Origin of the sequence: Rhodopseudomonas sp. BR0C11, from assembly GCF_010820945.1 — a bacterium.
Classification (GTDB): Bacteria; Pseudomonadota; Alphaproteobacteria; order Rhizobiales; family Xanthobacteraceae; genus Rhodopseudomonas; species Rhodopseudomonas palustris_H.
This window is the reverse complement of sequence record NZ_QTKI01000106.1, coordinates 1-13228: the sequence shown is the minus strand read 5'-3', so window position 1 is coordinate 13228 and position 13228 is coordinate 1. Positions and strand designations below refer to the sequence as shown.

Annotated in this window: 16 protein-coding genes; all 16 read left to right on the top strand. The window is 67.4% G+C overall.

Annotation, left to right across the window (positions count from 1 at the left end; all coding sequences use genetic code 11):
* Positions 1–183: HupE/UreJ family protein (locus tag DYI24_RS10855; protein WP_205523470.1), on the top strand; the 183-nt coding region annotated here is incomplete at its 5' end.
* 20 nt (positions 184–203) lie between these two features.
* A complete protein-coding gene (locus tag DYI24_RS10850) occupies positions 204–506 on the top strand; it encodes a HypC/HybG/HupF family hydrogenase formation chaperone (protein WP_164572296.1) in 303 nt (100 codons plus the stop codon).
* 220 nt (positions 507–726) lie between these two features.
* Positions 727–1128, top strand: a complete 402-nt coding sequence (locus tag DYI24_RS10845) for a thioredoxin domain-containing protein (RefSeq protein WP_164572295.1) — start codon at positions 727–729, stop codon at positions 1126–1128.
* Entirely contained in the window at positions 1125–1991 is an 867-nt protein-coding gene (locus tag DYI24_RS10840) for a hydrogenase expression/formation protein (protein ID WP_164572294.1), read from the top strand. The genes DYI24_RS10845 and DYI24_RS10840 overlap by 4 nt, the downstream gene beginning before the upstream one ends.
* Positions 1988–2200: a rubredoxin gene (locus tag DYI24_RS10835; protein ID WP_164572293.1), complete on the top strand. Its 213-nt coding sequence runs from the start codon at positions 1988–1990 to the stop codon at positions 2198–2200. The genes DYI24_RS10840 and DYI24_RS10835 overlap by 4 nt, the downstream gene beginning before the upstream one ends.
* A complete protein-coding gene (gene hybE / locus DYI24_RS10830) occupies positions 2190–2717 on the top strand; it encodes a [NiFe]-hydrogenase assembly chaperone HybE (protein WP_164572292.1) in 528 nt (175 codons plus the stop codon). The genes DYI24_RS10835 and hybE overlap by 11 nt, the downstream gene beginning before the upstream one ends.
* On the top strand, positions 2714–3823 hold the full coding sequence (locus DYI24_RS10825) for a nickel-dependent hydrogenase large subunit (RefSeq protein ID WP_164572291.1): 1110 nt from the start codon (positions 2714–2716) through the stop codon (positions 3821–3823). Before hybE ends, DYI24_RS10825 begins: the two co-directional genes overlap by 4 nt.
* On the top strand, positions 3816–4157 hold the full coding sequence (gene hypA, locus DYI24_RS10820) for a hydrogenase maturation nickel metallochaperone HypA (protein ID WP_011156506.1): 342 nt from the start codon (positions 3816–3818) through the stop codon (positions 4155–4157). The genes DYI24_RS10825 and hypA overlap by 8 nt, the downstream gene beginning before the upstream one ends.
* Positions 4157–5110, top strand: a complete 954-nt coding sequence (hypB, locus tag DYI24_RS10815; protein ID WP_164572290.1) for a hydrogenase nickel incorporation protein HypB — start codon at positions 4157–4159, stop codon at positions 5108–5110. Before hypA ends, hypB begins: the two co-directional genes overlap by 1 nt.
* 4 nt (positions 5111–5114) lie before the next feature.
* Positions 5115–7388: a carbamoyltransferase HypF gene (gene hypF, locus DYI24_RS10810; RefSeq protein ID WP_164572289.1), complete on the top strand. Its 2274-nt coding sequence runs from the start codon at positions 5115–5117 to the stop codon at positions 7386–7388.
* Positions 7388–7621, top strand: coding sequence for a HypC/HybG/HupF family hydrogenase formation chaperone (locus DYI24_RS10805; RefSeq protein WP_107354391.1), 234 nt, complete (start codon positions 7388–7390; stop codon positions 7619–7621). Before hypF ends, DYI24_RS10805 begins: the two co-directional genes overlap by 1 nt.
* On the top strand, positions 7618–8760 hold the full coding sequence (hypD, locus tag DYI24_RS10800; RefSeq protein WP_164572288.1) for a hydrogenase formation protein HypD: 1143 nt from the start codon (positions 7618–7620) through the stop codon (positions 8758–8760). Before DYI24_RS10805 ends, hypD begins: the two co-directional genes overlap by 4 nt.
* The gene (gene hypE / locus DYI24_RS10795) at positions 8757–9803 is read left to right on the top strand and encodes a hydrogenase expression/formation protein HypE (protein ID WP_164572287.1); all 1047 of its coding nucleotides are present in this window, start codon (positions 8757–8759) and stop codon (positions 9801–9803) included. Before hypD ends, hypE begins: the two co-directional genes overlap by 4 nt.
* Positions 9804–9843: 40 nt before the next feature.
* Complete coding sequence (locus DYI24_RS10790) at positions 9844–11292, top strand: sigma-54-dependent transcriptional regulator (RefSeq protein ID WP_164572286.1); 1449 nt, start codon at positions 9844–9846, stop codon at positions 11290–11292.
* Positions 11282–12634 (top strand): sensor histidine kinase, encoded by a 1353-nt coding sequence (locus DYI24_RS10785; RefSeq protein WP_164572285.1) that lies wholly within the window; start codon positions 11282–11284, stop codon positions 12632–12634. Before DYI24_RS10790 ends, DYI24_RS10785 begins: the two co-directional genes overlap by 11 nt.
* Before the next feature lie 108 nt (positions 12635–12742).
* On the top strand, positions 12743–13228 hold a 486-nt coding region (locus DYI24_RS28755), incomplete at its 3' end, for a PAS domain-containing protein (protein WP_164572284.1).

Sequence of the window (13228 nt, the reverse complement as noted above, 5' to 3'; positions counted from 1 at the left end):
GAGATGCCGGCGCTGGCACAGCCGCTCGGTTATGGCGCCGGCTTCGTCGCCGCCACCGCGCTGCTGCACGGCCTCGGCCTCGCGCTCGGCGCGACGCTGCCGCGGTTTGCGCCGGCGCCGTCGCTCCGCCTTGCTGGAGGCGCGATCGCGGCGGCCGGTGTCACGCTCGCTCTGCCGCTGTAATTAAAGGCGAGATTGCTGCGATGTGCGTCGGCCTGCCGATGACGGTGATTTCGACCGAGGAGGGCACGGCACTGTGCGTGCGCCGCGGCGAGCATCGCAGCGTCTCGACCATGCTGATCGGCGAGGTCGCCCCGGGTGATCTGCTTCTGGTGTTCATCGACAGCGCCATCCGCCGGCTCGATGCAAAAGAGGCGCGGCTGATCGACGATGCGCTGGACGGCGTCGCCGCCGCGCTGGAGGGCAAGCGGTTCGAGCATCTGTTCGCCGATCTGATCGATCGCGAACCCGAGCTGCCCGAGCATCTGCGCCGCGACCCGCAGTAGTTGCGAACTGTTCGCGCATCAACGCGCGTCATCTACAAGTCTACTTCCCACCTGCCGGTTACTATGTTTCCATAGCCCCACCTCGGCAGCGCGCGATTGGTCAGAACCGATCGCAAAATGGTTAGTTTGCTGCCAATTCGAGGCGATTACCGGCTGGCACGTCGCTTGCTGAATTAGCGGCGGCGATAACAACAAGCGCCGGAACGGGAGTGGAGGAAACATGAGCGGTTCGCTCGCGCGCGCGGCTGCGCGGCCAAATGCACCGACATTGGTGGACGAAGCCAACGTCGACGACTTCATCGCCCGCTCTGGCAAGATCGTCGTGCTGTTCTTCCGCGGCGATGCCGCACGCTTTCCGGAAGCCGCGGATCTCGCGGTGGTGCTGCCCGAACTGATCAATGCGTTTCCGGGCCGGCTGGTCGCGGCCGAAGTCGCCGCCGAGGCCGAACGCGGCCTGATGGCGAAGTTCGGCGTCGCGGTGTGTCCGAGCCTGGCGGTGGTGCAGCCGGGGCACACGCTCGGCGTGATCGCCAAGATCCAGGATTGGTCCAGCTATCTGGCGCAGATCGGCGCGATGCTGACCGAGGTCGATCGGCGCGGTGATGCGGAGTTGCAGTCATGAGAGTGGGCTACTGGACCAAGCCGGACAGCGACGACATCGAAATGACGCTGCTGCCGATCGGTGCCGGCGATGCCGGGCGGTTCGGCGTCACCGGTGCCGGCGCGATCGCGGCCTTGGCGACCCGCGGCGGCGAAGAATTGACGCGGCAATGCCCGCTACTTGCCGGCACGCTGACGCAGCTTGCCGAAGCGCTCGCCGCCCAGCGCGTCGAAGCACCGACCACGCTGCTATCGATCGACCATCTGTCCGAGGCCGAACGCAGCCTGCTCGACGACATCCTCGGCGAAGGCGAGGTCTCCGGCATCGTCGCGCTGCCAGACCGCCGCGTCGCGCAGGTGCAGGAATCGGTACTCGCCGGGCTGTGGCGTGTGCGGATCGAGGGCGACGCCGACGGACCGGCGCGCGATTATCTGGAGATCGGCTCGATCCCCGCGATCGTTAGCCGTGCCGCGCAGGATTTCCCCGCGCCCGACATCGAGATCACCGCGCCGCCGACTGGGGCGATGAACGTACAGCCGGTGCTGGCGGAGATCCGCGAGCGGATGGCGGCGCACCAGATCGGGCAGCCGTCGCATGTGATCAACTTCACGCTGCTGCCGATGAGCGAAGCCGACATGGATCACCTTGCCACCACGCTCGGCAATGGCGCGATCCAGCTATGGTCGCGCGGCTATGGCAGCTGCCGCGTGCTGGCGACCGGCGCGCGCTACGTCTGGTCGGTGCAGTTCCTCAATGCGATGGACGCGCCGATCCTCGACACCATCGAGATCGGCGACGTGCCGGCTGCGGTACGCGCCGCCGATGAAGACTTCCAGGACTCCGCCGAACGCCTCGGCGAAATCATCGAGGCGTATTTCCGATGACCGAATTCGCCACCTCGCACGACAGTGAAACCGATCCGCGCACCCGGATGGAATGCGGCGTGTGCTGGACCGTGTACGACCCGGCCGAAGGCGATCCGCTCGGTCGCGCCGCGCCGGGCACGCCGTTCGCGGCGCTGCCGGACGATTGGTGCTGCCCGACCTGCGATGCTCCGCCGGTCAAATTCCTGAGGCTGGACGATGACCGCTGAGGTCGCAGCGCCCCGCGATGCCGAAGCGCGCGCCGCCGGCGAAGCGGTGGCGGCGATCTACCGCGCGGCGGTGCCGGCGATGCACGATCTGCCGGTGTTCAATCCCGCGCTCGATGTCGCGGCGATCGGCTTCCGCGCGCTGGACGACCATGCGTTCGGCGTGATCGTCACGCCCTGGTTCATGAATCTGGTCCGGCTGCCGCTCGATTCCGCCACGGCCGCCGAACGCCGCCAGGGCGAGGTGGTGACGCGCGTGCTGCCGGTCGGCGCGCTGGAGTTCACCGTGGGGCAACTCGACGGCGTCGGCGGAATCGAGAGCTGCTCGCTGTTCTCGCCGATGTTCGATTTCGCCGATCAAGCGGCGGCGGAAGCGGCTGCCGCTGCCGCGCTCGCCGCGGTGCTCGAGCCCGAACAGGCCGCTGACGAGGTCTCGTCGTCTCAAGCTCTGGGCAAGATGGCGACCACGCTCGACCGCCGCGGCCTGCTGCGCGGCGCATGGATGGAGCGGCGGCCATGACCGCGGCGCCGGGCGAGGATCGCATCGAGGTCGGAATCGTCCGCCGCGGCGATCGCGTCGTTCGGCTCGACATCACGGCGCGCCGACCGATCGGCATCGGTCGGCTGGCCCAAGGCAAATCCGGCGAGGCGATCGTTGCGCTGGTGCCGCGGCTGTTCGCGCTGTGCGCATCGGCGCAGGGCGTTGCGGCGGCCCAAGCTCTCGCGGCGGCACGCGGCATTTCACCCGCGCCGGCGATCGTTGCGGCGCAGGCCAGTGCGGTTCTGGCGGAGCGCATGATCGAGCTGCTGCGCGGCACCGTGCTGCTGCTCGGTGGTGCGGGAACGCCCGCCCTCACTCATCAGCTGCGCGATCTGATGATTGCCGCGCGGCCGATCAATCCCGCCGCTCCGCTCGATGACGACGCGATCACCCGCATCGCGCAGGGACTTGAAGCACTCGGTCTGACGCCGGATTCGTTTGCGGATGTTGCCGCCTGCCGGCGGTGGCTCGGCTCGGAGTCGCTGCTGGCTGAGCTCCACCGCCCGCTGGTGGCCGAGGCTGAATTCGGTGCGGCGGCGGTCGATCCGCTCACCGCGGCGGATGATGCCGCGATCGGCGAGCGACTCATCGCGTTGGGGCCGTCCTTCGCGGTGCGTCCAGATCTGGCGGGCCGTGTGCCGGAGACCGGCGCTTTCGCCCGCAATGCGCATCACCCGGTGGTCGCCGCGTTCGGCTCAGGCCTGTTCGGCCGGCTGCTCGCGCGGCTGGTCGAGATCGCCGCGACGCCCGAGCAACTACGCGTCGTACGGCACGGAGATGCGGACGCCGCTGTAGTCGCGCAGAGCATGAGACTGGACGATGGCATCGGCCTCGCTGCCGTCGAATGTGCGCGCGGCCGGCTGTATCACCTGATGGCGCTCGACGCCGAAGGAGCGATCCGGCAGTTCGAGATCCTGGCTCCGACCGAGTGGAATTTCCATCCCGGGGGTCCGCTCGCCCGCGCGCTGGTCGGGACGAAGCTGCAAGCCAGCGAAGCCGATCGCCGCCGGGTCGAGCGGCTGGTCGCGGCGTTCGATCCCTGCGTCGGCTTCGATGTCCGTTTCCGCGAGGCCGCCGATGCATGAGATGGCGCTGTGCGAGAGCATGATCGAAATCATCGAGCGCGAGGCGCGCGAGCAGCAGTTTTCGCGGGTGCGCGCGGTGTGGCTGGAGATCGGCGCGCTGGGCCATGTCGACCCGGAGGCGATGCGGTTCTGCTTCTCGGCGGTGGCGCATGGCGGCATCGCGGCCGATGCGCGGCTTGAAATTCTCGAAATGCCCGGCGCCGCCTGGTGCATGGACTGCGCCAAGACGGTGACGATCGCGCAGCGTGACGCGCCATGCCCGGATTGCGGCGGCCATCACTTGCAGATCACCGCCGGCGAAGAATTGCGGATCAGGGAATTGGAGGTCGACTGATGTGTACGGTTTGCGGATGTGGCGATGCCAGTGCGGATCCGGGTCATGGTCACGACCATCCGCATAGCCATGGCCATTCTCACGGCGACGGCCACGGACATCATCACCATCACCACGATCATGATCACGCGCATCCGCACACGCATGATCACAACCACGGCCATGATCATCACCACGATCACGGGCATGACCACGGTCACGTGCATGCGCCGGCTGGTGGCAGCATCGATTTTGGGGCCGGGCTCGCCGGCGTGCATATCCCCGGCCTGTCGCAGCCGCGGATCGTGCAGATCGAGCGCGATATCCTGTCCAAGAACGACACGTACGCGGCAGAAAATCGCGCCAGGCTGGCGACGAGCGGCACCTTCGCGCTCAACTTCGTCTCCAGCCCGGGCTCGGGCAAGACCTCGCTGCTGGTGAAAACGATCTCGGACCTGAAGGATCAATATCCGATCGCGGTGGTCGAAGGCGATCAGCAGACCGCCAACGATGCCGAGCGAATTCGCGCCACCGGCGCGCCGGCGATCCAGATCAACACCGGCAAGGGTTGCCACCTCGACGCCCACATGGTGGGCCACGCGCTCGATCAGCTGCCGCGCCACGAGGGCGGGCTGCTGTTCATCGAGAACGTCGGCAATCTGGTCTGTCCGGCCGGCTTCGATCTCGGCGAGGCGCATAAGGTGGTGGTGCTGTCGATCACCGAAGGCGAAGACAAGCCGCTGAAATATCCGCACATGTTCGCCGCTGCGAAGCTGCTGCTGCTGAACAAGATCGACCTGTTGCCGCATCTCGATTTCGATCTTGCCGCGACGATCGAATATGCGCGGCGCGTCAACCCGACCATCGAAGTGCTGACGGTGTCGGCGAAGACCGGCGAAGGCTTGGCCGCGTTCTACGCCTGGATCGGCAAGCGCGCGGCTGCGGTCCGCGCCGCCGCCAACGCCGCCGAGTAGCGTCATGCAGCCGGCCACGCCGCTCACCGCTGCCGCCGAGCGCGCCCGCGTGCGCGTCCGCGGCGCGGTGCAGGGCGTTGGCTTCAGGCCGTTCGTGTACCATCTGGCACAGCGCTACCAGCTCGGTGGCTTCGTCGCCAACGATGCGGACGGCGTGCTGATCGAGGTCGAAGGCGCGGCGTTGCCGGAGTTCCTGGTTGCGCTCCGCTGTGAGGCACCGCCGCTGGTGCGGGTCGACACCATCGAGACCGAAACGGTTCGGGCGCGCGGCGAGCGGGACTTCGGCATCGCGGAGAGCCGCGGCGGGGTGGTGACCACCCGGATCGGGGCGGATGCGGCAACCTGCGAGGCCTGCCTCGACGATCTGTTCGATCCGGCTAGCCGGTTTCATCTGTATCCGTTCGTCAATTGCACCCATTGCGGCCCGCGCTACACGCTGACGCTCGGCCTGCCGTACGACCGCGCCAATACCTCGATGGCCGGCTTCACGATGTGCGAGGATTGCCGCCGCGATTATCAGGATCCGCACAACCGCCGCTTTCACGCCGAGCCGAGCGCCTGTCCGCGCTGCGGCCCGCAGCTCAGCCATCCGATCGAAGAGATCGTGGCGTGCTTGCGCGCCGGCCGTATCGTCGCGTTGAAGAGCCTCGGCGGTTATCATCTGCTGTGTGACGCCACCAACGAAACCGCCGTCGCCGAACTGCGCCGGCGCAAGGGCCGTGACGCCAAGCCGTTCGCCGTAATGGTTGCCTCCGAGGCTTCGCTCGATCGCATCGTCATCGCGTCCGAGGCAGAGCGCACGTTGGTGTCGTCGGTCGAGCGGCCGATCGTGCTGATGCGCGATCGCGGCGTGCTGGCGCCGTCGGTCGCGCCCGCGCTGGATGCGGTCGGCGTAATGCTGCCCTATACGCCGCTGCATCATCTGATCTTCCATGCCGCAAGCGGCGCGCCCGATGGACGCGCGTGGCAGCGCGCGCCGGTCGATCTGGTGCTGGTCGCCACCAGCGCCAATCTCGGCGGCGATCCGATCGTGACCGAGGATGCGCTGCGCCGGCTGGCATCTGTCGCCGATCTGATCGTCAGCCATGATCGCGGCATTGTCGTGCGCGCCGACGACAGCGTCGCGCGGGTGATCGATGGCGCGCCGTCATTCATCCGCCGCGCGCGCGGGTTCACGCCGCGCCCGATCACACTGCCGCGCGAGATGCCGCCGGTGCTGGCGGTCGGTGCCTACTTGAAAAACACCATCACGCTGACCCGCGGCCGCGAAGCGTTCGTGTCGCAGCATGTCGGCGACCTCGCGACCGCCGAAACCGTACGGTTCTTTGAAGAGACGGTGGACCACCTGATGCGTCTCGTCGGCGTGAAGCCGGCGGCAATCGCGCACGATCTGCACGCCGACTTCGCCTCGACCCGGTTTGCCGAGAGCCTCGCCGCCGACCATTTGGCTCTGCCGCTGATTGCCGTGCAGCATCATCACGCCCATGTCGCTTCGATCGCCGCCGAGCACGGCATCGACACGCCGCTGCTCGGCCTGGTGCTCGACGGTCACGGCCTCGGCAGCGACGGCGGCAATTGGGGAGGCGAGCTGCTCCGCGTCGACGGCGCCCGGTTCACCCGGCTGGGCCATCTGAAACCATTGGCGCTGCCGGGCGGCGATGCGGCGGCGCGCGAGCCGTGGCGGATGGCGGCGGCTGCGCTGCACGCGCTGGGGCGCGACGACGAGATCGCGTCGCGCTTGGTCGATCACCCTCGCGCCGCTGCGCTCGCCGCGATGCTCGCCAATCACGGCTGCGCCACCACCACCAGCGCCGGCCGGCTGTTCGATGCCGCCGCCGGCCTGCTCGGCGTCTGCGCCGTGCAAAGCTACGAAGGCCAGGCGGCCATGCAGCTCGAAGCGCTGGTGCAAATCCCGCGCGTGCTGGGCGGCGGTTGGGAGATCGGCGCCGGCACGCTCGATCTCTCGCCGCTGCTCGCCCATCTGGCGACGTCGCGGATCGATCCGCGAGACGGCGCCGAACTGTTCCACGGCACGCTCGCGGCCGCGCTGGCCGAGTGGGCCGTGCAGGCGGCGGAGCAGAGCGGACTCACCACTATCGCGCTCGGCGGCGGCTGTTTCCTCAATCGCGTGCTGAGCGAAGATCTGGCGGCGCGGCTGCGGGCGCGAGGGCTGACGCCGCTGCTTGCCCGGCAGGTGCCGCCGAACGATGGCGGCCTCAGCCTTGGTCAGGCCTGGATCGCCGGACAACATCTCACTGCCAGCAAGGAGCCGCACTGATGTGTCTCGCCATTCCGGCCGAAGTGGTCGAGCTGCTGCCCGAGCAGATGGCGCGGGTGTCGCTCGACGGCGTGAGCAAGGTTGTGTCGGTCGCGCTGGTCGAAGGCGTGGCGGTCGGCGACTACGTCGTGGTGCATGTCGGCTTCGCGCTGACCCGGATCGACCCGGACGAGGCGAAACAGACGCTGGCGCTGCTCGCGGAGATGAGCCAATCGGCGGAGGCGGCGCGATGAAATACGTGGACGAGTATCGCGACGGCAAGGTGGCGCGGCAGATCGCGGCGGCAATCGCGCAGGCGGCCGATCCGTCGCGCAGCTATCACTTCATGGAGTTCTGCGGCGGCCATACCCACGCGATCTCGCGCTACGGCTTGGAAGATCTGCTGCCGCCGAACGTCCGGATGGTGCACGGCCCCGGCTGTCCGGTCTGCGTGCTGCCGGTCGGCCGGATCGATATGGCGATCCGGCTCGCGCAGCGCCCGGAGGTGACGCTGTGCACCTATGGCGATCTGATGCGGGTGCCCGGCTCGCACGGCACCTCGCTGTTGCGCGCCAAGGCGGCCGGCGCCGACATCCGGATGGTGTATTCGACGCTGGATGCGGTCGCGATCGCCGAGGCGGAGCCTACCCGCGAGGTGGTGTTTTTCGCCATCGGTTTCGAAACCACGACGCCGCCGACCGCGCTGGCGATCAAGCTCGCGGCCGCCAAGCGGCTCAGCAATTTCAGCGTGTTCTGCAATCACGTGCTGACGCCGCCGGCAATCCGCGGCATCCTCGAACATCCCGATCTCGATGGCCAGCCGGGGCCACGCCTCGACGGATTCATCGGTCCCGCGCATGTCAGCGCGGTGATCGGCGCCGATGCATTTGCCGAGTTCGCGCGTGATTTTGCCAAGCCGGTGGTGGTCGCCGGGTTCGAGCCGCTCGACGTGCTGCAGTCGATCCTGATGCTGGTGCAGCAGGTCAACGACGGTCGCCATGTCGTCGAGAACCAATACATCCGCGCGGTGACGCCGGAGGGCAACCGCATCGCGCAGGCAGAAGTCGCGGCGATCTTCGAGCTGCGCGACAGCTTCGAATGGCGCGGCTTCGGCCGCGTGCCGGCGAGCGGTCTTCGTCTGCGCGAGGCTTATGCTGCGTTCGACGCCGAGCGCCGCTTCGCGATGGCGGAGATCTCCGCCGCCGACAATCCGGCGTGCGACTGCGGCGCGATCCTGCGCGGCATCAAGCGTCCGACCGATTGCAAGCTGTTCGGCACGCTGTGCACGCCGGAAACGCCGATGGGATCGTGCATGGTGTCGTCGGAAGGCGCCTGCGCGGCGCATTGGACCTATGGTCGCTTCCGCGACCACGCACGGAGGGCGGTGGCATGAGCGATCGGATCAGGCGGCGCAAGCTCGATCTCGCCCACGGCCGCGTCGACCTCTCGCACGGGGCCGGCGGCCGCGCGATGGCGCATCTGATCAGCGAGATCTTTCATGCCGCCTTCGACAACCCGATGCTGCGTGCCGGCAACGACCAGGCGGCGTTCGAGGTCGCGGCTGGGCGAATGGTGATGACCACCGACGGTTATGTGGTGTCGCCACTGTTCTTCCCCGGCGGCGACATAGGCTCGCTCGCGGTGCACGGCACTATCAACGACGTCGCGATGGCCGGCGCCAGGCCGCTGTATCTGTCCGCCGGTTTCATCATCGAGGAGGGCTTTGCGTTCGCCGACCTCAAGCGGATCGCCGACAGCATGGCGGCGGCCTCGCGCGCAGCCGGCGTGCCGATCGTCACGGGCGACACCAAGGTGGTGGAGCGTGGCAAGGCCGATGGCGTGTTCATCACCACGACCGGCGTCGGCATCGCACCGCGTGACTTGGTGTTGTCCGCCGAACAGGCCCGGCCGGGCGACAAGGTGTTGCTGTCAGGCTTCATCGGCGACCACGGCGTTGCGGTGATGTCGCAGCGGCAGAACCTCGCGTTCGAAACGTCAATCCAGTCCGATAGTGCCGCGCTGCACGAGCTGGTCGCCGCGATGGTGGCGGCTGCACCGCAGTGCCTGCGGGTGATGCGCGATCCGACCCGCGGCGGGCTCGCTGCCACCCTGAACGAATTGGCGCAGCAATCCGCAGTCGGCTTCCGGCTCGATGAGGATGCAGTGCCGGTGCGGCCCGAAGTGGCAGCGGCGTGCGAACTGCTCGGGCTCGATCCGCTTTACGTCGCCAACGAGGGCAAGCTGGTGGCGGTCGCTGCGCCCGAGGCGGCCGATGCGCTGCTCGCCGCGATGCGGGCGCATCCGCTCGGGCGCGATGCTGCGATCATCGGCGAGGTGATCGAGGACGATCATCATTTTGTGCAGATGACCACGGCATTCGGCGGCGGCCGGATCGTCGATTGGCTGGCCGGCGAGCAGTTGCCGCGGATTTGTTGATGGTGTTTGGTTCAATTCGTTGCGTGACGGGACGACGGGGATGAGTGGACAGGCGACAGTGCTGGTGGTCGACGACGAGATCCGGTCGCTCGAATCGCTGAAACGGGTGCTGTGCGACGAGTTCGAAGTGATCTGCGCGCGCGATGCCGGCGAGGCGCGGCGGGTGCTGGAAAGTGAAATCGTTCACGCCATCCTGTGCGACCAGCGGATGCAGTACGAGACCGGCGTCGACTTTCTCAAGGATGTGCGCAAAACCTGGCCCGACCCGGTGCGGATGATCATCTCCGGCTATTCCGACAGCGAGGATATCATCGCCGGCATCAACGAAGCCGGAATCTATCAGTACATCGCTAAGCCGTGGCACCCGGACCGGTTGCTCGATATCGTCCGCGGCGCGGTGCAGCTCTTCATGCTGCAAAAGGAAACCGAGACCGCCGGCATTGACATCAAGCTGACGCCGGAGCGGGCGCAGCGCGTCGTCACCGAAAAGCGCGGCGCCGCCCGCAAGCTGTACGAATTCGATCGCATCGTGCATGCGCCGGACAGTCCGCTGAGTGAGGTCATCGAGCTCGGTAAGCGCGCTGCGGAGTTCGACATCTCGGTGCTGATCACCGGCGAGAGCGGCACCGGCAAGGAATTGCTGGCGCGAGCGATCCATTACGGCTCGGCGCGCGCCGGCAAGGCGTTCGTGGTCGAGAACTGCGGCGCGTTGCCGGATGAGCTGCTCGAAAGCGAACTGTTCGGTTGCAAGAAGGGCGCGTTCACCGGCGCCTATCAGGACCGCATTGGTCTGTTTGAAGTGGCCGATGGCGGCACGATCTTTCTAGACGAGATCGGCGAGACCTCGCCGGCATTTCAAGTCAAGCTGCTGCGCGTGCTGCAGGAAAGCGAGATCCGTCCGCTCGGCGCGCAGCGGGTCCGCAAGGTCGACGTCCGCGTCGTGGCGGCGACCAACCGCGATCTGGAGGCCGAAGTGCGCGCCGGCCGGTTCCGGCGCGATCTGTACTACCGGCTAGCGGCGTTCCCGCTGCATATGCCGGCGCTGCGTGAGCGGCCGATGGATATTCCGCTGATCGCCGCCAAGGTGCTGGCCGACGTCGCCAAGTCCTACGGCCGCAACGTTGCAGGCTTCGCGCCGGCGGCGCTCAACCGGATGCGGCACTACGACTGGCCGGGCAACGTGCGCGAACTGCAGAACGAAATCCAGCGCATGGTGGTGCTGGCGACCGAGGATCGGCTGCAGGAAGGCGATCTGTCGCCGCGGGTGCGGCAGGGCGGCGAGCCGATCCAGCTCAAGCCGGTGCGCAACGGCTGCGCGACGCTGAAGACCAACATCGAAGCGCTGGAGCGGCACATGATCTCTGAGGCGCTCGATCGCCATGGCGGCAATATCAGTCGCGTTGCCGGCGAGCTCGGGCTGTCGCGCGTCGGGCTACGCAACAAGCTCGGCCGCTACGATCTGCGCAAGGGTCTTGCCGATGAGGTCTGATCGCGGCGGTCGCGAGAGTCTGATCGACCGGGTCGGCTCGCAACTGCCGTCGCCGTTTGCCGGCGACCAGGAGGCGGCGTGGATCGAAGTGATCCGCAAGATGGACGAGGTCTACGCCGACCTGCTGCGTTACGAGACCGATCTGGAAGAGAAGAACGCGGCGCTGGAGGAGGCGCAGGCGTTCATCTCCAGCGTGATCGAGTCGGTGTCGGACATCCTGATCGTCTGCGATCGCCACGGCAGCATCCTGCAGGTCAATCCGGCGGCGGTGCGGCTGCTCGGCGACAGCGCCGGCACGCTGCTGCATCGGTCGCTCACCGATCTTGTCGATCCCGCCGATCGCGGCCGGATCGATGCGCTGTTGCAGGCGCAGTGTCCGAGCGAAATCAGCAATCTCGAAATCCGCTTCGTCACCGAGCGCGGGCTGTCCGATCTCTATGCGATCAACGGCGCCACCCGCTGCGATCCGGCGGGGCACCGGCTCGGCGCGGTACTGACTGGGCGGCCGATCGGCGAGCTGCGCCGCGCCTACGAGGCGCTGCATGCCGCGCACAGCGAGCTGCAGCACGCGCAGCGCCAACTGGTCGAGCAGGAGAAGATGGCGAGCCTCGGCCGCCTGGTCGCCGGCGTTGCGCACGAACTCAACAATCCGATCAGCTTCATCTACGGCAACATCCATACGCTCGATCGTTATCGCGACCGGATGTCGGCGTATCTCGGCGCGATCCATCGCGGCGCCGAACCTGGCGAGATCGAACGGCTGCGCCGCGACTTGAAGATCGACGCGCTGCTCGCCGATTACGGCTCGCTGATCGAAGGCACGCTGGAAGGTGCGATGCGGGTCGCCGACGTCGTCAAGAACCTGCGGCGGCTCAGCTTCCCGAAGAGCGGCGAGAGCCTGCGTGTCGATGTCGATCGCGTGGTGCGCACCGCGGTGCGCTGGGCGGCGCGCGCCAAGCCGCATCACGTCGACTTCGCCTTCGATATCGCGCCGGATCTGCAGATCCTCGGCAACGAAGGCCAGTTCCACCAGATTATCGTCAATCTGATCGACAATGCGCTCGACGCGGTGCGCGGCCAGGCGGCGCCGCGGATTGAGATCGCCGCGCGCCGCAACGGCGACCAGATCGTCATCACTATCTCGGATAACGGAGCCGGTCTGCCCGACGGGCTGATCGACAAGATCTTCGAGCCGTTCTTCACCACCAAGCCGGTCGGTGAAGGTACTGGGCTCGGCTTGTGGATCAGTTACGGCATCGCGCGCGAACACGGCGGCACGCTGGCGGCGGCGAACCGCAGCGGGGGCGGCGCGGTCTTCACCCTGATGCTACCTGCGCCGTGAGCTGCTTGATGGAACCGATGAGTTCCATCGCGATCGGAGCGTCCCCAGGTCGACTCGTCACCGGAGATTGCGCTAGGTTTGGCGCAACAAGGCCCCAAGAGGCTGCAGGTGACCAACAAGCTGTCGGCGTCCGAGCAGGCGCTCATCGATCGGGAAAGGGAACTCGCGGAGGTTCAGCGCATTGCCAAGGTCGGCGGTGTGGTGGTGGATCTGACCGCCGGGTTCCGCAATCACCGCTCGCCGGAGTATCTGGCGATCCACGGCCTGCCGCCGGAGGCCGTCAACGAGACGCATGAAGATTGGGTGCGCCGACTGCACCCCGAGGATCGCGAACGCGCCGAGCGGCAGTTTCTCGATCTCGTCAACAGCACCTCCGAACGCTACTCGGCCGAGTATCGCATCATCCGTCCGAACGACGGCGAAGTGCGCTGGATCGCGGCTGAGGGCCGGATCGAGCGCGATGCGTCGGGGCGTGCGGTGCGGATGGTCGGCGCGCATATCGACATCACCGATCGCGCCGTCGCCCGCGAGATGCTCCGGGAGAGTGACTGTCTCTTATACCCATCTGACGCTGCCGGCGAATTAAAAGGTGGT

Coding starts and splice junctions, on each gene's coding strand:
- DYI24_RS10850 (WP_164572296.1), top strand. CDS start 204: ATGTGCGTCGGCCTGCCGATGACGGTGATTTCGACCGAGGAGGGCACG.
- DYI24_RS10845 (WP_164572295.1), top strand. CDS start 727: ATGAGCGGTTCGCTCGCGCGCGCGGCTGCGCGGCCAAATGCACCGACA.
- DYI24_RS10840 (WP_164572294.1), top strand. CDS start 1,125: ATGAGAGTGGGCTACTGGACCAAGCCGGACAGCGACGACATCGAAATG.
- DYI24_RS10835 (WP_164572293.1), top strand. CDS start 1,988: ATGACCGAATTCGCCACCTCGCACGACAGTGAAACCGATCCGCGCACC.
- hybE (WP_164572292.1), top strand. CDS start 2,190: ATGACCGCTGAGGTCGCAGCGCCCCGCGATGCCGAAGCGCGCGCCGCC.
- DYI24_RS10825 (WP_164572291.1), top strand. CDS start 2,714: ATGACCGCGGCGCCGGGCGAGGATCGCATCGAGGTCGGAATCGTCCGC.
- hypA (WP_011156506.1), top strand. CDS start 3,816: ATGCATGAGATGGCGCTGTGCGAGAGCATGATCGAAATCATCGAGCGC.
- hypB (WP_164572290.1), top strand. CDS start 4,157: ATGTGTACGGTTTGCGGATGTGGCGATGCCAGTGCGGATCCGGGTCAT.
- hypF (WP_164572289.1), top strand. CDS start 5,115: ATGCAGCCGGCCACGCCGCTCACCGCTGCCGCCGAGCGCGCCCGCGTG.
- DYI24_RS10805 (WP_107354391.1), top strand. CDS start 7,388: ATGTGTCTCGCCATTCCGGCCGAAGTGGTCGAGCTGCTGCCCGAGCAG.
- hypD (WP_164572288.1), top strand. CDS start 7,618: ATGAAATACGTGGACGAGTATCGCGACGGCAAGGTGGCGCGGCAGATC.
- hypE (WP_164572287.1), top strand. CDS start 8,757: ATGAGCGATCGGATCAGGCGGCGCAAGCTCGATCTCGCCCACGGCCGC.
- DYI24_RS10790 (WP_164572286.1), top strand. CDS start 9,844: ATGAGTGGACAGGCGACAGTGCTGGTGGTCGACGACGAGATCCGGTCG.
- DYI24_RS10785 (WP_164572285.1), top strand. CDS start 11,282: ATGAGGTCTGATCGCGGCGGTCGCGAGAGTCTGATCGACCGGGTCGGC.